This is a genomic window from Blastococcus colisei (assembly GCF_006717095.1).
Classification (GTDB): Bacteria; Actinomycetota; Actinomycetes; order Mycobacteriales; family Geodermatophilaceae; genus Blastococcus_B; species Blastococcus_B colisei.
In genome coordinates this window covers 1,237,211-1,254,712 of the sequence record NZ_VFQE01000001.1, presented here as the reverse complement: position 1 = coordinate 1,254,712, position 17,502 = coordinate 1,237,211, and the positions used below count along the sequence as shown (strand labels likewise).

The window sequence follows — 17,502 nt, the reverse complement described above, 5'->3', positions numbered from 1 at the left end:
CCCTCCCGTCCGTCACTCGACGCCGACCTGCAGGGGGATGTGGCCGGGGCCGCCCCCGTACCGGCTCACCTCGATGGTGGGGTGGGCCGTGGCGAGGTGCCGGCAGACGGTGTCGCCGAGCTGGTCGTCCTCGCCCACGAGCAGCGTCGCCATCTCGCCACCGGCCGACAGCAGCCGGTCGAGGAGCTCGCACGCGACGGCGGCCAGCTCCCTGCCGACGACCACCACGTCGCCCTCGGCGGAGCCGAGCGCGTCACCGGCCTGGCACAGACCGGCCGACGTCAGGGCCTCCTGCTCGGCGACGGTGACCTCGGCCCAGCGGGTCGCGGCCGCGGCCTCGGCCATCGCGATCACGTCGTCACCGAACCGGCGCGCGGGGTCGGACACCGCGATCGCGGCCAGTGCCTGCACCGGCGACCTCGTCGGGATGACGCCGACGTCCCGCCCGGCCTCGCGCGCACGGGTCGCGGCGCGTGCGGCGATGGGGATCAGCTCGGGGTCGTTCGGCAGCAGCACCACCTCGTGGGCGGCGGAGCCGAGGACCTCCTCCAGGACGTCGTCCTCCCGCACGCCGTCGGGGCCGCAGGTGACGACCCGGACGCCCTCGCCGCCGAACAACCCGGCCAGCCCCTCGCTGGAGACGACGGCCACCACCGCCCGGGTGCCGGGGACCGGGGCGCTGGGCTGGACGGGAGCGAGCGGGGTCACCGAGATCCGGTACGGCCGGCCGGCCTCGATGCCGGCCTCGATGGCGGCGCCGACGTCGGCGACGTGGACGTGGACGTTCCACTCCCGGCCGGTCGGGGTGTCGACACCCACGACGACGAGGCTGTCGCCGAGGCCGGCCAGACGCTCGTGCAGGCGGGCCACGGACTCCTCGTCGGCGTCGGCCAGCAGGAACTGCACCTCGCTGCCCGGACCGGCCGGCGGTGCGTGCGGGAGGTGTTCCCCCGAGTGCTTGTGGCCCCGCTTGTCGAACCGGTCGCGGCGGGCCAGCGGCGGGCGCGCCGGCTCCACGCCGGTCACCGTCGTCACCAGGGCGTCGAGGACCAGGCAGAGGCCGGCGCCGCCGGCGTCGACCACACCGGCCTCGCGCAGGACTGCCAGCTGGGAGGGGGTTGCCTCGAGGGCGACCCGGGCGCCGTCGGCAGCGGCACGGACGACGTCGGCGAGCGCCGTCCGCCCCGCGTCGACCGCCGCGACGGCGGCCTCACCCGCGGCGCGCGCGACGGTGAGGAAGGTGCCTTCCTCCGGATCGGCCACCGCGCCGTACGCGGTGTCGGCCGCTTTCTGCAGCGCGGCCGCGAAGACGGGACCGTCAGCGGGGGCCTGCCCGGCGAGCTGGTCGGCCAGGCCGCGCAACAGCTGGGCGAGGATCGTGCCGGAGTTGCCACGGGCGCCGAGGACGGCCCCGCGGGCGAGGACCGACCACGCGGACTCGGTCGTGCGCCGTTGCTCGGCGTCGAGCGCCGCCACGGCCGCCCGGGCGGTGAGGAGGAGATTGGTGCCGGTGTCGCCGTCGGGCACGGGAAAGACGTTGAGGTCGTCCAGCCGGCCGCGGGACTCGGACAGGACCTCGACCGCGGTCCGGTACCACTGCCCGACCGCGGCGTCGTCCAGCGCCTCCACCACGGCCGGAGGGTACCTGTGGGAACCGACAGGACCGGTCGTCAGACGGGATCGCCCCTCCGTGCCGGGCGAACCGCGGAGGGGCCTGGCGACACGGCCCGTCGCGAGCGGTTAGACTGCTGGACGGTCTTGCTGCGGGTGCTGCCTTGCCCCGCCGTCTGTGAACGATTCTCTGGGAGTGATTCAACCGTGGCTGCCGTGTGCGATGTGTGTGGCAAGGGCCCCGGTTTCGGTATGTCGGTGTCGCACTCGCACCGCCGCACGCCGCGCCGGTGGAACCCGAACATCCAGTCCGTGCGGGCGCTGATCGCCCCCGGCAACCGTCGCCGGATCAACGCGTGCACGTCGTGCATCCGCGCCGGCAAGGTCGTGCGCGCCTGATCGAGGCGTGAACCTGAGTCAGGGAAGCCCGGAGGTCACCCACCTCCGGGCTTCTTCGCGTGCGCCCGAGGCCGTCGGCACCCGTCCTCGTGTCATCGCGGTGTCCCGGGACGTCGTACACCGCTTCAGCAAGCAGCCCGCCGCCGAGATCCGGCTCGTCGCCGGTCTCGGGGTGGAGGGTGACGCACATGCCGGCACGACCGTCCAGCACCGATCCCGCGTCGCCGTCGATCCGACGCAGCCCAACCTGCGGCAGGTGCACCTGATCCCGGCGGAACTGCTCGCGGAGCTGGCCGCGGCCGGCTTCGAGGTCGAGCCGGGTCAGCTCGGCGAGAACGTCATGACCAGCGACCTCGATCTCCTGTCCCTGCCGCGCGCGACCCGCCTGCGACTGGGCGAGCACGCCGTGGTGGAGCTGACCGGCCTGCGCAATCCGTGTCGGCAGATCGAGGACTTCCGTCCCGGTCTGCTGAAGGAGGTCGTCGGCCGTGCCGCCGACGGGAGCGTGGTGCGCAAGGCCGGTGTCATGGCAGTGGTGATCACCGGCGGGACCGTCCGGCCGGGCGCCGCGATCGCCGTCCGACGACCGGCCGGCCCGCACGTAGCCCTCGATCGCGTCTAGCGCAGTCGACAAGGTCTTGCGGTGCTTCATCCGCTCTTGCGGCGGTGCAGCGCCGCAAGCGCGGAGGGACCACCGCAAGAGGGGGGCCATGCGCGACGCCGCCGTGCCACCACGGGCTCGACCGGCTCGCGCAGTTCAGCTCGCGCCGATCCCTCGCGCTCGCGCCGCCGTCACCACGAGGTCGACCACCGTCTCCACCGGCAGCGCAGTCCCGTCGACGACCAGGTGGTAGTGCCGCGGCGACGCCGGGTCACAGCGGTAGAAGTGCCGCACGTAGGCCTCGCGGGAGCGGTCGTTCATCTCCATCTCCCGGCGCACCTCCTCCGGCGGGCGCCCCGACCGCGCGACGGCCGCCTGGAACCTGCGGTCGCGCGGCCCGTCGAGGCGCACGTGCAGGACGTCCGGCCGGTCGCGGAGCACCATCGCCCCGGCCCGGCCCAGGACCACTCCCCCGTTCCCGGAGGCGATCTCGGCCAGCACCCGCTCGGTCTGCTCCCGGTAGGTCCGCGCGTCGGGCAGCGCGGACGCCGGCAGGACGCCGCCGACGGGGTCGGGCATGGTGCCGAGCGACGCCACCAGCCGCCAGAGTCCCCGCACCACCGTCTCGTCGTTGGCCTCGGCCTCCTCGACCGGCACGCCGAGCCGTCCCGCGACCTGGGCCGGGATCGCCCGGTCGTGGAAGGGCAACCCGAGCCGGCGCGCCACGGCCGGCGCCACCTCGGCCCCGGCCGCCCCGTAGGCCGCCGAGATCGTCACGACGCCCACGACGGCTCCTCCTGCTCGCTCGCCGTGGTCAGCGACCGGCCCAGGAAGACGGCATCAGGCGCGCACGCGTACACGCCGTAGCCGGGCACCGGCCGGTAGCCCAGCGCGGCGTAGAGCGTCAGCGCCTCGGGTTGCTCCCGGCCGGAGTTGAGCACCACCTGCCGGTGTCCCGCCGCCGCCGCGCCCTCCTCCAGCGCGGCGACGACCAGCCGGGCGACGCCGCGCCGCCGGAAGGCCGGCTCGACGTACACCCGCTTGATCTCGGCCGCCCCCGACGGCAGCGCCCGCCAGGCACCGCACCCGGCCGGGACGCCGTCCACCTCGACGACGAGGAAGATCCCGCGCGGCGGGAGGAACTCCGCAGGGTCCACCACGGCCGCGTCCCGTCCGCCGTAGCGCTGCACGTACTCCTGCTGGACGGCCTCCACCAGGTACTGCGCCAACGGGTCGTCGTAGGGCAGCGCCCGCAGGGTCGCCGCCGTCCCGTCCCGTAGCTCGCCTTCCGTCCGGAAGGACCGCCCCGCCGTAGCCGGCCGCTCGGCCGACGTGGCCCTGCTAGCTGAAGTGCACATGACCCGCTCCCTCCGCCCCGACCGCCCGGACGACGTCCGCGGCCGGCTCGCCGTCCACCAGCACGCCCTGCTTGCGGCCGCTCTTGCGCACCACGCCGATCGGCGTCCAGCCCACCGGCAGCGGCGTGCGTGCCGGGAAGGTGGCCACGAGGGCATGGTCCTCGCCCCCGGTGAGCACCCAGGCCAGCGGATCCACCCCCAGCGCCGAGCCGACCTGCTGCAGCGGCCCGGCCGGCTCCAGGCAGGCCCGCACCAGCGCCGCCCGGTCCACGTCGACGACGGCCGCGCTGGCGGCGGCGATGTGGCCGAGATCGGCGAGCAGGCCGTCGCTGACGTCGCACATCGCGGTCGCCCCGGCCTCGGCCGCCCCCGGGCCGGCCGCGTACGGCGGGGTGGGCCGACGGTGCGCGGCCACCACCGCGATCGGGCTGCTGAACCCCCGGCGCAGGACGGCGAGACCGCAGGCCGACCAGCCGAGGCGGCCGGCCAGCGCGACGACGTCCCCGGACCGGGCGCCCGAGCGCAGGACGGGAGCCCGCCCACCGAGGTCCCCCAGCGCGGTCACCGAGAGGACGACGGACGCGCTGTCGGCGGCCGAGGCCACCAGGTCGCCGCCCACCACGGCCGCACCCAGCGGGGCGCACTCCGCCGCCAGGCCCGCCGCCACGCCCTCCAGCCAGGCCGTCTGGGTGGACGAGGGACAGGCGAGGCCCACCAGCAGCGCCGTCGCCACCCCGCCCATGGCGGCGACGTCGGCCAGGTTGGCCGCCGCCGCCTTGTGCCCGATGTCCTCGGCCGACGACCAGTCGCGCCGGAAGTGCCGGCCCTCCACGAGGACGTCGGTGGTCGCGACCACCCGCCGGTCCGGGGTGCGGAGGACCGCGGCGTCGTCCCCGGGTCCCACCTGCGCCGCCCGTGCGGTGCCGGCCTGGGCGAGCACGCGGTCGATCACCCCGAACTCCCCGACCACCTTCACGGTGTCGGCGGGGTCGCCCTTGGGGACGAGCGGGCGAGGGCGAGTCATCGGTTCCCTTCCGGTGCTGAGGTAGGTTCGGCGAACTGACCGCCGCCCGGCGGGGACGACGAACCGGCAGTGTTGCCCGAGGCAGTGTTGCCCGAAGAGGGGGCTCCCGTGGTCCACGCCTACATCCTCATCCAGACCGAAGTCGGCAAGGCCGCCCAGGTGGCAGCGACGATCAGCGAGATCGACGGGGTGACCAAGGCCGAGGATGTCACCGGCCCCTACGACGTCATCGTCCGGGCCGAGGCCGACTCGGTCGACGAGCTCGGCCGCCTGGTCGTGGCCCGGGTCCAGTCGGTCGACGGGATCACCCGGACGCTCACCTGCCCGGTCGTGAACATCTGAGTGCCTCCTGACGTCCCTCCCCCGACCGAGGACACCCCGGCCCCGGGGGCGCCGCCGCAGGACCCGTTGCGGCGTCTCGCGCTGATCGCGACCGCCGTCCTGGTTCCCCTCGTCGTCGCACTGGTCGTCGTGGTGAACGTCCTCGGGAGCTCCGACGCCGCCGACGACGGTGACCACTCCGGGCACGGACCGGCCGCCGTCGAGGGCGGCGCACCGGCGCCCCGGGAGGACCTGCCGATCCTCCCCGTCGACGTGCCGCCGGTGACCCCCGAGGCCGAGGCCTCCTGCCCGGCGCTGATGGGCTCGCTGCCGTTCGAGCTGGCCGGCGAGACCTCCCGGCGCGTGGATTCCGACACGCTCAACGCCTACGCCTGGGGCGAGCCCCCGATCGTGCTCGTCTGCGGTGTGGACCGGCCCGAGGACTACGTCGCCGGGGTGTCCGCGATCCAGATCAACGGCGTCCAGTGGTACGTGGACACCTCCGATCCGGACGCCACGGTGTGGACGACGGTCGACCGGCCGGTGTACGTCGAGATCACCCTGCCGCCCGAGGTGGACAGCGCCCCGGTCACCGCGCTCACCCCGCAGATCGCCGCCGCGCTGCCCTACCGGGAGCCCGACCCCGGCGACTGACGCGCACGTCACCGCGGTGGCAGCCGGTCCAGCTGCTCGGCCAGGACGGCGCGGACCTCCTCCTCGGCCGCGTCGACCGAACCCGCCACGGCCGTCACCCCGACGCTGAACACCCCGTGGCCGCACCAGACGAAGGCGGCCGACCCCGTCAGCCCGCGTCCCGGCTCCGGGTGCTCGACCGACAGGAGCCGGCACCCACCGGGCAGGTCGCGCGGGTCCTCGTCGAGCACGCCCGCGTAGTGCGCCGCGTCGTTGCGGGCGAGGTCCTCGGCGTAGGCCGACGCGCCGGCCCGCGTCTCGAACTGGTCGACGAAGACCCCGGTCACCGACGCCGGGCCGGCACCCCAGAACCGTTCCCAGCCGAACCGGTAGCCGTAGTCCTCGAGCACGTCCCGTTCACGCGCCGGGTCGTCGGCGTAGGCGGCGACGTCGTTCGCGCGCTTGGCGCCGGCGGGCGGCTCCAGTTCGTCGTCCTGCAGCCGGGGCAGGCCCGAGGGCACCTCGGTGACGAGCAGGGGCTCCAGCTGCTCCGGGGACTCGGGGAGCGACCCGGTGCTCCCCGCCGTCGGCACGCCGTCGACCGCGCGGGTGCAGCCGGGAAGCGCCAGGAGGCAGGGCAGGACGGCGAGCAGGACGACCCCCCGGCAGGGCCGGGGCCGCCGCCCGGGGGTCACCGAGCGATCCGGGAGCCGCCGTCCAGTGCCGACCTCACCAGCCGATCCACCAGCTCGGGGTAGGGAACGCCGCTGGCCGCCCACATGCGGGGGAACATCGAGATGGGGGTGAAGCCGGGCATCGTGTTCACCTCGTTGATGACCAGGCGGTCACGGCCGTCGGGGCCGGAGCCCAGGAAGAAGTCCACGCGGGCCAGCCCCTGGCAGTCCATGGCCTGGTAGGCCCGCAGCGATGCCGCCTGCACCGCCGCGGTCTGCTCCGGGGTCAGGTCGGCCGGGACGTCGAGGTCCACGGAGTCGTCGAGGTACTTGGCCGAGAAGTCGTACCAGTCGACGCCCGGGCGCAGCCGGATCTCGGCCGGGAGGCTGGCCTGCGGCAGGCCGCCGTCGACGCCGGCGAGGACGCCGCACTCGATCTCGCGGCCGGGCACCGAGGCCTCGACGATCACCTTCGGGTCGACCGCCGCCGCGGTGGCGACCGCCGCGGGGAACTGCGCCCAGTCGGTGACCTTCGTGATGCCGATGCTCGAGCCGGCCCGCGACGGCTTCACGAACACCGGCAGGCCCAGCCGCTCCCGCGCCGCCTCGTCCAGCAGTTCGGGGTCGGCGCTGACCGCCCCGGTGGCGTCGCGCAGGACGACGTGGTCCCCCTGAGGCAGCCCGGCGGCGGCCAGCAGCTTCTTGGTGAACTCCTTGTCCATCGAGGCCGCGCTGGCGAACACCCCCGACCCGACGTAGGGCAGCCCGGCCATCTCCAGCAGGCCCTGGATCGTCCCGTCCTCGCCGTAGGCGCCGTGCAGGACCGGGAAGACGACGTCGACGCCGGTGAGCGCCGGCCCGATCGCTGCGCCGGGGTCGAGCACCGCCAGGCCCCGCCCGGCCGGGTCGCCGACCAGGGACACCGCCGTGCCGCCGGTGACCTCGGGCAACTTCCCGTCGGTGATCGCCAGTCGTTGGTCGGGATCGGCCAGCACCCAGCCACCGTCGGGGGTGATACCGACCCGCACGACCTCGTAGCGGTCGGGATCGAGGGCGGCGATCACGCTCCCGGCGGAGACGCACGAGATGGCGTGCTCGGCGCTACGGCCCCCGAACACGACCGCGACCCGTACCTTCTCCGACCGCACGGCCGCCATCCCGCTCATCACCGCGACCCTAGTGGAGCGGGTGTGGCAACCTCGTCGCGTGCGCGAGAACGCGGCCGACGCGGCGGCCCCCGAGGCCCCTGGGGAGACACATGCCGTGCCCGAGCGGTTCTCGCCGGGCATGCGCCTGGCCGGGGCAGCCGTGCACCTCTACACCGCCAGCGGCGCCGTTCTCGGCCTGCTGATCGTCCTCGCCGCCTTCGAGGGCGATGTGCAGACGGCGCTCTGGCTGGTGCTCGCGACGCTGTTCATCGACGGCACGGACGGGATGCTCGCCCGGCGGTTCCGGGTCAAGGAGACGATCCCCTGGTTCGACGGCGCCCGGATGGACGACATCGTCGACTACCTCACCTACGTCTTCGCGCCCGTCGTGCTGCTCTGGACGACCGACCGGCTTCCGGACGGGCCGGTCGGCTGGGTGCTCGCCTCCCTGCCGCTGCTGGCCTCCTGCTACCAGTTCTGCCGCGTCGACGCGAAGACCGCCGACCACTTCTTCCTGGGTTTCCCGAGCTACTGGAACGTGGTGGTCTTCTACGCGATCGTCCTCGACGTCGGCCGGACGGGCGTGGCGGTCGCCCTCCTGACCCTGACCGTGCTGGTCTTCGTGCCGGTGCGCTACGTGTACCCCTCACGCACCAACCGGCTGCGCGGGCTCAACCTGGCCCTGGCCGCCGTCTGGCTGGTCACCTACGCCGTGCTGCTGGTGCAGTACCCGGACCCGAACCCGGTCGTGGTCGCCCTGAGCCTGGCCTACCTCGTCTACTACGTCGGGCTGAGCCTGTACTTCACGGTGCGCGCCCGGCTGCGCGGCCGTCAGGACTCAGCTCAGCCCGCTGAGGGCGTCTGACAGGTCGGCCACGAGGTCCGCGGTGTCCTCGATGCCGCAGGAGAGCCGCACGAACCCCGGGGCGACGGCGTCCCCGCCCCACTGGGCGCGCCGGTCGATCGAGCTGTGCACGCCGCCGAAGCTGGTGGCCGCCGTCCAGAGCCGGGTCCCGGCCAGCAGGCGGGCCACGGCGTCGGCGTCGGGCAGCTCGGCCGAGACCACGCCGTTGGGCCGCAGCATCTGCGCCGACGCCAGCGCGAAGGACGGGTCCCCGGGCAGCCAGGGCCACCGGACCCCGCTGACCGACGGCGTGGACGCGAGCAGCCGGGCCACGGCGGCGGCGTTCGCCGCCTGGCGGGCCAGCCGCAGGTCCAGCGTGCTCATCGAGCGGTGGCCCAGCCACGCCTCGAACGGGCCGGGCGTGCTGCCGGTGCGGTCGCGGAAGCCCTTGACGCGCGCGAAGAGCTCGTCGTCGGCCGTGCTCACGTGCCCGAGCAGCAGGTCGCTGTGCCCGGTGAGCGCCTTGGTGTCGCTGCCGACGGTCATGTCGGCACCGAGCTCCAGCGGCCGCTGGCCCAGCGGCGTGGCGGTGGTGTTGTCGACGGCGACCAGGGCACCGGCGGCCGTCGCGGCGCGGGCGACCGCGGCGATGTCGCAGACGTCGAGCTGCGGGTTGCTGGGGGTCTCCAGCAGCACCAGCCGGACGCCGTCCAGCCCGCCCCCTGCGGCGAACTCCTCGATGCCGGGCGTCGGCACGTACTCGACGGCGATCCCGAATCGCTGCAGCTCCTCGGCCGCGAGCAGCCGGGTCGTGTAGTAGCCGTCCGAGGGGAGCACGACGCGGTCCCCCGACCCGGCGCAGGCCAGGACGGCGGCGGTGAGGGCGGCCATCCCCGTCGCGAACGAGAGGCACCGGCCGCCGTCCAGCTCGCCGACGGCGGACTCGAAGTCGCGCAGCGTCGGGTGCTCGGTGCGGGCGTAGGCGTCGGCGCCGCCCGCCCTGGGTGCCAGGTCGGCGAGGTGGAAGGGGGCGGCGAACACCGGGGACGGCCGCAGCGGTGACCCGGCGACAGGGACCCCCTCCCCCGCCCGGACCGACCGGGTGCCGTCACCCCAAGCGATCTCGCTCACTCCGACTTCGCCTCGCGCGACATGATCTCGCCCACCATCCGTCCCGGGGCCTCGCCCTCGTGGCAGACCCGCACGACCGCCTCGGTGATCGGCACGTCGATGCCGTGGGCGCGGGCGAGGTCGAGCACCGACCGGCAGCTCTTCACGCCCTCCGCCGTCTGGCGGGTGCTCTCCTGCACCTCGGCGACCGACATCCCGCGGCCCAGCTTCTCGCCGAAAGTGCGGTTGCGGGACAGCGGCGAGCTGCAGGTGGCCACCAGGTCACCCAACCCGGCCAGCCCGGCGAACGTGGTCAGCTCCGCTCCCAGGGCCATCCCCAGCCGGGCAGTCTCGGCCAGCCCGCGGGTGATCAGGGAGGCCCGCGTGTTGTCGCCGAAGCCGAGCCCCTCCGCGATGCCACAGGCCAGCGCGATGACGTTCTTGACCGCGCCGCCGAGCTCGCAGCCGACCATGTCGGGGTTGGTGTAGGGCCGGAAGTAGCGCGTGTGGCAGGCGGCCTGGAGCCGGCCGGCCCGCTCGGTGTCCGGGCAGGCGATGACCGTCGCGGCCGGCTGCTCCTCGGCGATCTCACGGGCGAGGTTGGGGCCGGAGAGCACCGCGACGCGATCGGTGCCGGCGCCGGTGACTTCGCAGATGACCTCGCTCATCCGCTTCGTCGTCCCCAGCTCGATGCCCTTCATGAGCGAGAGCAGAGTGGCGTCGCCCGGCAGGAGGGAGGCCCAGTCGGTGAGGTTGCCGCGCAGCGACTGGGAGGGGACGGCGAGGACGACGACCTCGGCGTCCAGGAGCGCCTCGGCCGGATCCGCGGTGGCCCGGACCGCCGCCGGAAGCCGCACACCGGGCAGGTAGTCGCGGTTCTCCCCGTCCTCGGTGATGGACTTGGCCAGCTCCGGGCGGCGCGCGTGCAGCATCACGTCGCATCCGGCGTCGGCCAGGACCTTCGCGAACGTGGTCCCCCAGGATCCGGCGCCGAGGACCGCGGCGCGGGTCGCTCTGCCGTCGGACGCCCTCGCGAGTTCGGTCATGCGGCGCTCCCGGAGAGGTCGCCGGGAAGCTCCCGACGTGGGCGCGGGTGGAAGGTCTGCGGTGCGGGCTCGCCACGGAGCTCGGCCAGTCCGTCGCGCACGCGGGTCATGATCAGGTCCGTCGTCTCCCTCAGCAGTGCGGCGGTCAGCGGATGCCCGTCCCGCACGCGGGCCCGAAGGTCTGCCAGGTCCACCGGCTCGCCGACCAGGTAGTCGGCGGGTGCCCGGAAGCGCATTCGCAGCTTCTTGCGGTGGTAGTCGTGCACCTCCTGGGGGCCCCACTGGGCCACCGGGAGGACGACCGCGTCGGTGGTGAGGGCCAGCCTGGCCACGCCGGTGCGGGACTGCATGGGCCACCAGTCCGCGTCCCGGGTGACCGACCCCTCGGGGTAGATGACGACGACGTTGCCGCTGTCGAGATCGGCCTTCGCCGCGTCCAGCGCCTCGTGCGCGGCGTCGGAGAAGCGCGCCACGGGGATCTGGCCCGCGCTGCGCAGCAGCGTGCCGGCGAAGCCCGTGAACACCGACTCCTTGGCCAGGAAGTGCGGCAGCCGCCCGTTGTCGAACACCAGCCGCGCGCACGCGAGCGGATCGAGGATCGAGATGTGGTTGGCGACGAGGAGGACCGGCCCGGTCGCCGGCAGCCGGTCGCCGTGGCGGTACCGCAGCCGGAACATCAGCGAGGACACGGGGTAGACGACGACGATCGCGGCGACCATGCCGTACGTGAGCCGGCCGCGGGTGCGCCACTTCGCCGGGCGCGCTCCGATAGGACGCGCGACCGCCGGACGCTGCGCTCCCGCGCCACCCGGGGACGTCTGCTCCACCACCGGCTCACCTCCCCTCGTCGCTGTGATCCTGCCCATGATCGACCCTCCCCGTCCCCGGGACGCGAACCGGGTCCCCCGGGAGAGTCGAGCACCGGACGCGGTGTGCTGACATGGGTCCGTGCCCTCCTGGTCCGTCGTCGTCCCCGCCAAGCGGCTCGACGTCGCCAAGACGCGGCTGCGCCCGCTCACCGAGAGCCGGGACGACGCCGTGGCGGCGCACCGTGAGCTGGTCCTGGCGCTCCTGGCCGACACGGTCGCCGCAGCCGTCGCGTGCTCCGTCGTCGGCGTGGTCGTGGTCGTCACCGACGATCCGCGCGCGAGCGACGTCGTCCGGGCGCTCGGCGCCACGACCGTCGCCGACGAACCCGACCGCGGGCTGAACCCTGCTCTCGAGCACGGGGCGCGCAGCGCCCCGGGACCGGCGGTGGCCGCGCTCTCCTCCGATCTGCCGGCGCTGCGGCCGGCCGAGCTCGCCGCGGCCCTGCACGCCGCCGGCGGTGCCGCCCGCGCCTTCGTCGCCGACGCCCAGGGCACCGGGACGACGCTTCTGACCGCCGTCGGTACCGATCTGCTGCCGCGGTTCGGTCCCGGATCGGCCGAGGCGCACCTCACCGGCGGCGCCGTGGCGCTGGCCGGCAGCTGGCCCGGGCTGGTGCGCGACGTCGACACCGAGGACGACCTGCGGGCGGCGCTGGGGCTGGGCGCCGGGCCGCGCACGACCGAGGTCGTGGCGCGCCTGGCGCGGTGAACTCCGGCTGCCGGCGGAGTTGATCATTCACCGTTCACCCCGGTGGGGCACGATGGCGTCGTGCCCTCCGAGAGCCCGTCCCGGACCAGAGCCCTGCCGTCGGACCGCTTCCTGAACCGGGAGGTCTCGTGGCTGGACTTCAATGCGCGCGTCCTCGAACTGGCCGAGGACGAGGAGCTGCCGCTGCTGGAGCGGGTGAAGTTCCTGTCGATCTTCGCCAGCAACCTCGACGAGTTCTTCATGGTCCGCATCGCCGGGCTCAAGCGCCGGCAGACGACCGGCCTCACGGTCCGCTCCCCCGACGGCCTGACCATCCGCGAGCAGCTGGAACTGACCACCGAGCGCACTCAGGAGCTCGTCCAGCGGCACGCCGACGTCTTCATCAAGGACGTCGCCCCGCGGCTGGAGGACGTCGGCATCCGGATCGTCCACTGGGCCGACCTCGCCGACGAGGACGCCCGCCGGCTGCGCGAGTACTTCCGCGACCAGGTCTTCCCGGTGCTCACCCCGCTGGCCGTCGACCCGGCACACCCCTTCCCCTACATCAGCGGGCTGTCGCTCAACCTCGCCGTCTCCGTGCGCGACCCCGACACCGGCAGCCCGCGGTTCGCCCGGTTGAAGGTCCCCAACAACGTCCCGCGGTTCATCCCGGTGGGGCCGGCCGGTACGACGACGTTCCTCCTGCTCGAGGACCTCATCTCCGCACACCTGCCGCAGCTCTTCCCCGGCCTCGACGTGCTCGACCACCACCTGTTCCGGGTCACCCGCAACGCCGACGTCGAGGTCGAGGAGGACCGCGACGAGGACCTCCTGCAGGCGCTCGAGCGCGAACTGGCCCGGCGCCGGTTCGGGCCGGCGGTGCGCCTGGAGGTCACCGACTCCATGGACCCGCAGATCCTCGACGTCCTCGTCTCCGAGCTGGAGATCAGCGAGGCAGACGTCGTCACCGTGCCCGGCCCGCTGGACCTCGCGGCCCTGGTCGCGCTCTACGACCTGGACCGACCCGAGCTCAAGGACGAGCCGTTCGTGCCCGCAACCCACCCGAGGCTGAGCGAGGGCGAGACGCCCAAGAGCGTGTTCGCCACTCTGCGCGAGGGCGACGTGCTGGTCCACCACCCCTACGACTCGTTCGCCACGAGCGTGCAGCGCTTCATCGAGCAGGCGGCGGCCGATCCGCACGTCCTGGCGATCAAGCAGACGCTCTACCGCACGTCCGGCGACTCGCCGATCGTGACCGCCCTCATCGAGGCGGCCGAGGCAGGCAAGCAGGTGGTCGTCCTCGTCGAGATCAAGGCGCGGTTCGACGAGGAGGCCAACATCACCTGGGCCCGTTCGCTGGAGCGCGCCGGCTGCCACGTGGTGTACGGACTCGTCGGGCTCAAGACCCACTGCAAGACGGCGCTGGTCGTCCGCCGCGAGCAGGGGGTCCTGCGCCGGTACTGCCACGTCGGCACCGGCAACTACAACCCGAAGACCGCCCGCCACTACGAGGACCTCGGCATCCTCACCGCCGACCCGCGCGTCGGAGCCGACCTCACCGACCTGTTCAACACGCTGACCGGGTACTCGCGGCAGACGAACTACCGGATGCTGATGGTGGCTCCGCACGGCGTCCGGACGGGCCTGCTGGAGAAGATCCGGCGGGAGGCCCGGCACGCCGCCGAAGGCAAGCCGTCGGGCATCCGGTTCAAGCTCAACTCGCTGGTCGACGAGCGGATCATCGATGCCCTCTACGAGGCCTCGGCAGCCGGTGTGCCGGTGGAGCTGTTCATCCGCGGCATCTGCGCCCTCCGGCCGGGCGTGCCGGGACTCTCCGAGACGATCCGGGCGCGCTCCATCGTCGGCCGCTTCCTGGAGCACTCGCGGGTGATGTCCTTCGAGAACGACGGCGACACGGAGTGGTGGCTCGGCAGCGCCGACCTCATGCACCGCAACCTCGACCGCCGCGTCGAGGTGCTGCTGCGGATCTGCGACGGCACCGCACGCCGCGAGCTGGCCGGGATGTTCGACGACGCCATGGCCGACGACGTCAGGAGCTGGCAGTTGGGCGGGGACGGCAACTGGACGCGCACCGGCGAGCGGGACTACCAGGCGGAACGGCTCGCGAGGGTCCGTGAGCATGCCGGCTGAGCAGGTCCGCACCGTCGTCGCGGCCGGCGGCGTGGTGTGGCGTCCGGGCGCGGACGGCGGGATCGAGGTCGCCGTCGCGCACCGTCCGCGCTACGACGACTGGTCCCTGCCCAAGGGCAAGCTCGACCACGGGGAGCACCTCCTGCCCGCCGCAGTCCGCGAGGTGACGGAGGAGACCGGTCTCGCTGTCGTGGTCGGCCGGCGCAGCATCCGGACCAGCTATCCGGTCGTCGAGGGCATCAAGCGCGTCGACTACTGGGTGATGCAGGCGGTCGGTGGTGAGTTCGAGCCCAACGACGAGGTGGACGACCTGCGCTGGCTTCCACCGGGCGACGCCGCCGCTCTCTGCACGCAAGAGCACGACCGGGCGGTGGTGGCCGACCTGAAGCGGGACGACGTCCCGTGCATGCCCACGCTGTTGCTGGTCCGGCACGGGCACGCCGGCAGCCGCGCCGAGTGGGACGGACCGGACGACCTCCGCCCCCTCGACGACCGGGGCCGGCGGGAGGCCGCCCGGCTGGCCGACGTCCTGCCGTCCTTCGCGCCCACCGCGGTGCTCTCGGCCCGGCGCACCCGGTGCGAGGAGACCGTCGCGCCGCTGGCCGAGCGGCTCGGGCTCCCGGTCGCGCCGGTGGCCGAGCTGGGCGAGGAAGAGTTCGCCGACGACCCGCAGGCCGGGCTGGCCGTGGTGGAGCGGCTGCTGGCCCCGCGCCCCGCGCCCGGGGTGACCGTCGTCTGCAGCCAGGGCGGGGCGATCCCGTCGGTGCTGCTCAGCCTGGGGGTGCGCTGGGAGGGCGTGAAAGGCCGCCTGTACCCGCCCGCGGCCAAGGGCAGCGTCTGGGTGCTGGGCGGCCGGCCGGGCGCGATGACCGCCGACTACTACCGCAACTTCGACGCCGACCCGGCCGCGCCCGAGGCATAGGTACCTTTACGTGCGTTTTCTAGGCCGAACCGCATGTAAAGGTACCTATGCCTGGGCGGCCGGGGCTCAGACGACCGGCTGCGCCTTCGGCAGCCAGGCGGGGCGGGTGGCTTCGAACGCCTCGATGTCGTCGAGGTTGCGCTCGGTCAGCCCGACGTCGTCCAGACCCTCCAGCAGCCGCCAGCGGGTGTAGTCGTCGACGTCGAACGGCACCGTCGTGCCGCCGTAGGTCACCTGCTTGGCCTGCAGGTCGACGGTCACCTGCGTGGCCGGGTCGGCCTCGATCCGCGACCACAGGGCCTCGACGTCGGCCTGCGGGAGGACGACGGTGAGCAGGCCGTCCTTGGTGGAGTTGTTGCGGAAGATGTCGGCGAACCGCGAGCTGATGACGACGCGGAAGCCGCCGTCCTTGAGCGCCCATACGGCGTGCTCACGGGAGGAGCCGGTGCCGAAGTCGGGTCCGGCCACCAGGACCGACGCGTCGGCGTACTGCGGCTGGTTGAGCACGAAGTCCGGTTCGTTGGTCCGCCATGCCTTGAACAGCCCGTCGGCGAAGCCGGTGCGGGTGATCCGCTTGAGGTACTCGGCCGGGATGATCTGGTCGGTGTCGACGTTCGACCGGCGCAGGGGCGCCGCGGTGCCGGTGTGCGTGGTGAAGGCATCCATCGTCAGGCTCCAACGGTCTCGAGGTCGGCGGGAGCGGTCAGCTTCCCGGTGAGGGCGGTCGCGGCGGCGACGGACGGCGACACCAGGTGGGTGCGCCCGCCCTTGCCCTGCCGGCCCTGGAAGTTGCGGTTGCTGGTCGAGGCCGAGCGCTCGCCGGGCGCGAGCTGGTCGGGGTTCATGCCCAGGCACATCGAGCAGCCCGCGCCGCGCCACTCGGCTCCGGCGTCGAGGAAGACCCGGTCCAGCCCCTCGGCCTCGGCCTGCGCCTTGACGCCGACCGATCCGGGGACGACGAGCATCCGGGTCTCGGGGTCGATCCGCTTGCCGCGCAGCAGCTCCGCGGCGACCCGCAGGTCCTCGATCCGGCCGTTGGTGCAGGAGCCGAGGAAGACGGTGTCGACCTCGATCTCGCGCAGCGGCGTGCCCGGTGTGAGGCCCATGTAGGCCAGTGCCTGCTCGGCGGCCCGGCGCTCGCCCTCGTCGGCGAAGTCGGCCGGGTCGGGCACGGCGCCGTCGATCGGCAGGCCCTGGCCGGGGTTCGTACCCCAGGTGACGAACGGGGTCAGGGCCGATGCGTCGAGCACGACCTCGCGGTCGAAGACCGCCCCCTCGTCGGTGCGCAACGTGGACCAGTGCTCGACCGCGGCGTCCCAGTCGGCACCCTGGGGCGCGTGCGGGCGGCCCTGCAGGAAGTCGAACGTGGTCCGGTCGGGGGCGATGAGGCCGGCCTTGGCGCCCGCCTCGATCGACATGTTGCAGATCGTCATCCGCGCCTCCATCGACAGCGCCTCGATCGCGCTGCCGCGGTACTCGATGACGTGGCCCTGGGCGCCGTTGGTCCCGATCTCGGCGATGACCGCCAGGATGATGTCCTTCGACGAGACCCCCGGCGGCAGCTGCCCGTTCACGGCGACGGCCATCTGCTTGGGCTCGTACTGCGGCAGGGTCTGCGTGGCGAGCACGTGCTCGACCTCGCTGGTGCCGATGCCGAAGGCCAGCGCGCCGAACGCCCCGTGCGTGGACGTGTGGCTGTCGCCGCAGACGATCGTCATGCCGGGCTGCGTCAGCCCCAGCTGCGGGCCGATGACGTGCACGATGCCCTGGTCGCGGTCGCCCATCGGGGCCAGCCGGATGCCGAACTCGGCGGTGTTCTTCCGCAGCGCTTCGATCTGCGCCCGGCTCACCGGGTCGGCGATGGGGGCCAGGATGTCGAGGGTCGGGACGTTGTGGTCCTCGGTCGCCATGGTGAGGTCGGGACGACGGACGGTGCGGCCGGCGGCCCGGAGACCGTCGAAGGCCTGCGGGCTGGTGACCTCGTGCACGAGGTGCAGGTCGATGTAGAGCAGGTCGGGCTCGCCCGCGGCGCTGCGCACCACGTGGGCCTCGTAGACCTTCTCCGCCAGGGTCTTCGGCACGGTTCGTCCTCTCACCGGGGCA

At 73.8% G+C, this 17,502-nt stretch carries 19 protein-coding genes; 8 read left to right on the top strand and 11 right to left on the bottom strand.

Annotated elements, in window-relative coordinates; translation table 11 throughout:
- Nucleotides 1–12: 12 nt before the first annotated feature.
- The gene (locus FHU33_RS05980; RefSeq protein ID WP_142024521.1) at nucleotides 13–1,632 is read right to left on the bottom strand and encodes a DAK2 domain-containing protein; all 1,620 of its coding nucleotides are present in this window, start codon (nucleotides 1,630–1,632) and stop codon (nucleotides 13–15) included.
- 15 nt (nucleotides 1,633–1,647) lie between these two features.
- Here FHU33_RS05980 and rpmB point away from each other — a divergent pair, with 15 nt between their 5' ends.
- The gene (gene rpmB / locus FHU33_RS26460) at nucleotides 1,648–2,010 is read left to right on the top strand and encodes a 50S ribosomal protein L28 (protein WP_425456759.1); all 363 of its coding nucleotides are present in this window, start codon (nucleotides 1,648–1,650) and stop codon (nucleotides 2,008–2,010) included.
- A 7-nt stretch (nucleotides 2,011–2,017) separates the two neighbouring features.
- Complete coding sequence (locus FHU33_RS05970; RefSeq protein WP_246063309.1) at nucleotides 2,018–2,632, top strand: MOSC domain-containing protein; 615 nt, start codon at nucleotides 2,018–2,020, stop codon at nucleotides 2,630–2,632.
- Between the two features lie 135 nt (nucleotides 2,633–2,767).
- On the opposite strand, the gene FHU33_RS05965 is transcribed toward FHU33_RS05970, so the two are convergent.
- Genes FHU33_RS05965 through FHU33_RS05955 form a run of 3 tightly spaced genes read right to left on the bottom strand, consistent with a single transcriptional unit; the run spans nucleotide 2,768 to nucleotide 4,993 of the window.
- Nucleotides 2,768–3,397, bottom strand: coding sequence for a cytidylate kinase-like family protein (locus FHU33_RS05965; RefSeq protein WP_142024520.1), 630 nt, complete (start codon nucleotides 3,395–3,397; stop codon nucleotides 2,768–2,770).
- Nucleotides 3,385–3,969 (bottom strand): GNAT family N-acetyltransferase, encoded by a 585-nt coding sequence (locus FHU33_RS05960; protein ID WP_142024519.1) that lies wholly within the window; start codon nucleotides 3,967–3,969, stop codon nucleotides 3,385–3,387. Before FHU33_RS05960 ends, FHU33_RS05965 begins: the two co-directional genes overlap by 13 nt.
- Nucleotides 3,953–4,993, bottom strand: coding sequence for a thiamine-phosphate kinase (locus FHU33_RS05955; protein ID WP_142024518.1), 1,041 nt, complete (start codon nucleotides 4,991–4,993; stop codon nucleotides 3,953–3,955). Before FHU33_RS05955 ends, FHU33_RS05960 begins: the two co-directional genes overlap by 17 nt.
- A 108-nt stretch (nucleotides 4,994–5,101) precedes the next feature.
- On the opposite strand from FHU33_RS05955, the gene FHU33_RS05950 reads away from it, so the two are divergent.
- On the top strand, nucleotides 5,102–5,335 hold the full coding sequence (locus FHU33_RS05950) for an Lrp/AsnC family transcriptional regulator (RefSeq protein ID WP_116453110.1): 234 nt from the start codon (nucleotides 5,102–5,104) through the stop codon (nucleotides 5,333–5,335).
- The gene (locus FHU33_RS05945; protein ID WP_142024517.1) at nucleotides 5,336–5,968 is read left to right on the top strand and encodes a DUF3515 domain-containing protein; all 633 of its coding nucleotides are present in this window, start codon (nucleotides 5,336–5,338) and stop codon (nucleotides 5,966–5,968) included.
- Between the two features lie 8 nt (nucleotides 5,969–5,976).
- Here FHU33_RS05945 and FHU33_RS05940 read toward each other — a convergent pair whose 3' ends face one another.
- Nucleotides 5,977–6,642, bottom strand: coding sequence for a hypothetical protein (locus tag FHU33_RS05940; RefSeq protein WP_142024516.1), 666 nt, complete (start codon nucleotides 6,640–6,642; stop codon nucleotides 5,977–5,979).
- Entirely contained in the window at nucleotides 6,639–7,787 is a 1,149-nt protein-coding gene (locus FHU33_RS05935) for a D-alanine--D-alanine ligase family protein (RefSeq protein WP_142024515.1), read from the bottom strand. Before FHU33_RS05935 ends, FHU33_RS05940 begins: the two co-directional genes overlap by 4 nt.
- Before the next feature lie 40 nt (nucleotides 7,788–7,827).
- Here FHU33_RS05935 and FHU33_RS05930 point away from each other — a divergent pair, with 40 nt between their 5' ends.
- Nucleotides 7,828–8,634 carry a CDP-alcohol phosphatidyltransferase family protein gene (locus tag FHU33_RS05930; protein WP_246063306.1) on the top strand — a complete coding sequence of 269 codons (807 nt, stop codon included), beginning with the start codon at nucleotides 7,828–7,830 and terminating at the stop codon, nucleotides 8,632–8,634.
- On the opposite strand, the gene FHU33_RS05925 is transcribed toward FHU33_RS05930, so the two are convergent.
- Genes FHU33_RS05925 through FHU33_RS05915 form a run of 3 tightly spaced genes read right to left on the bottom strand, consistent with a single transcriptional unit; the run spans nucleotide 8,608 to nucleotide 11,599 of the window.
- Nucleotides 8,608–9,744: a cystathionine gamma-lyase gene (locus FHU33_RS05925; RefSeq protein WP_142024514.1), complete on the bottom strand. Its 1,137-nt coding sequence runs from the start codon at nucleotides 9,742–9,744 to the stop codon at nucleotides 8,608–8,610. The genes FHU33_RS05930 and FHU33_RS05925 overlap by 27 nt on opposite strands.
- Nucleotides 9,741–10,769 carry an NAD(P)H-dependent glycerol-3-phosphate dehydrogenase gene (locus FHU33_RS05920; RefSeq protein ID WP_142024513.1) on the bottom strand — a complete coding sequence of 343 codons (1,029 nt, stop codon included), beginning with the start codon at nucleotides 10,767–10,769 and terminating at the stop codon, nucleotides 9,741–9,743. The genes FHU33_RS05925 and FHU33_RS05920 overlap by 4 nt, the downstream gene beginning before the upstream one ends.
- A complete protein-coding gene (locus FHU33_RS05915) occupies nucleotides 10,766–11,599 on the bottom strand; it encodes a lysophospholipid acyltransferase family protein (RefSeq protein ID WP_246063305.1) in 834 nt (277 codons plus the stop codon). Before FHU33_RS05915 ends, FHU33_RS05920 begins: the two co-directional genes overlap by 4 nt.
- Before the next feature lie 118 nt (nucleotides 11,600–11,717).
- Between FHU33_RS05915 and cofC the strand changes: the two genes are divergently transcribed.
- From cofC to FHU33_RS05900, 3 genes are read left to right on the top strand one after another with little or no spacing between them, the layout of a single operon-like run.
- Nucleotides 11,718–12,347 carry a 2-phospho-L-lactate guanylyltransferase gene (cofC, locus tag FHU33_RS05910; protein WP_142024511.1) on the top strand — a complete coding sequence of 210 codons (630 nt, stop codon included), beginning with the start codon at nucleotides 11,718–11,720 and terminating at the stop codon, nucleotides 12,345–12,347.
- A gap of 60 nt (nucleotides 12,348–12,407) precedes the next feature.
- On the top strand, nucleotides 12,408–14,477 hold the full coding sequence (locus tag FHU33_RS05905; protein WP_246063303.1) for an RNA degradosome polyphosphate kinase: 2,070 nt from the start codon (nucleotides 12,408–12,410) through the stop codon (nucleotides 14,475–14,477).
- Complete coding sequence (locus FHU33_RS05900) at nucleotides 14,467–15,399, top strand: NUDIX hydrolase (RefSeq protein WP_142024509.1); 933 nt, start codon at nucleotides 14,467–14,469, stop codon at nucleotides 15,397–15,399. The genes FHU33_RS05905 and FHU33_RS05900 overlap by 11 nt, the downstream gene beginning before the upstream one ends.
- A 66-nt stretch (nucleotides 15,400–15,465) precedes the next feature.
- Here FHU33_RS05900 and leuD read toward each other — a convergent pair whose 3' ends face one another.
- Together leuD and leuC are read right to left on the bottom strand one after the other, a co-directional pair.
- Nucleotides 15,466–16,065 carry a 3-isopropylmalate dehydratase small subunit gene (gene leuD, locus FHU33_RS05895; RefSeq protein WP_142024508.1) on the bottom strand — a complete coding sequence of 200 codons (600 nt, stop codon included), beginning with the start codon at nucleotides 16,063–16,065 and terminating at the stop codon, nucleotides 15,466–15,468.
- A gap of 2 nt (nucleotides 16,066–16,067) precedes the next feature.
- A complete protein-coding gene (gene leuC / locus FHU33_RS05890; RefSeq protein ID WP_142024507.1) occupies nucleotides 16,068–17,480 on the bottom strand; it encodes a 3-isopropylmalate dehydratase large subunit in 1,413 nt (470 codons plus the stop codon).
- Nucleotides 17,481–17,502 lie beyond the last annotated feature (22 nt).

Coding starts and splice junctions, on each gene's coding strand:
- FHU33_RS05935 (WP_142024515.1), bottom strand. CDS start 7,787: ATGAGCGGGATGGCGGCCGTGCGGTCGGAGAAGGTACGGGTCGCGGTC.
- FHU33_RS05955 (WP_142024518.1), bottom strand. CDS start 4,993: ATGACTCGCCCTCGCCCGCTCGTCCCCAAGGGCGACCCCGCCGACACC.
- FHU33_RS05900 (WP_142024509.1), top strand. CDS start 14,467: ATGCCGGCTGAGCAGGTCCGCACCGTCGTCGCGGCCGGCGGCGTGGTG.
- leuD (WP_142024508.1), bottom strand. CDS start 16,065: ATGGATGCCTTCACCACGCACACCGGCACCGCGGCGCCCCTGCGCCGG.
- FHU33_RS05920 (WP_142024513.1), bottom strand. CDS start 10,769: ATGACCGAACTCGCGAGGGCGTCCGACGGCAGAGCGACCCGCGCCGCG.
- FHU33_RS05960 (WP_142024519.1), bottom strand. CDS start 3,969: ATGTGCACTTCAGCTAGCAGGGCCACGTCGGCCGAGCGGCCGGCTACG.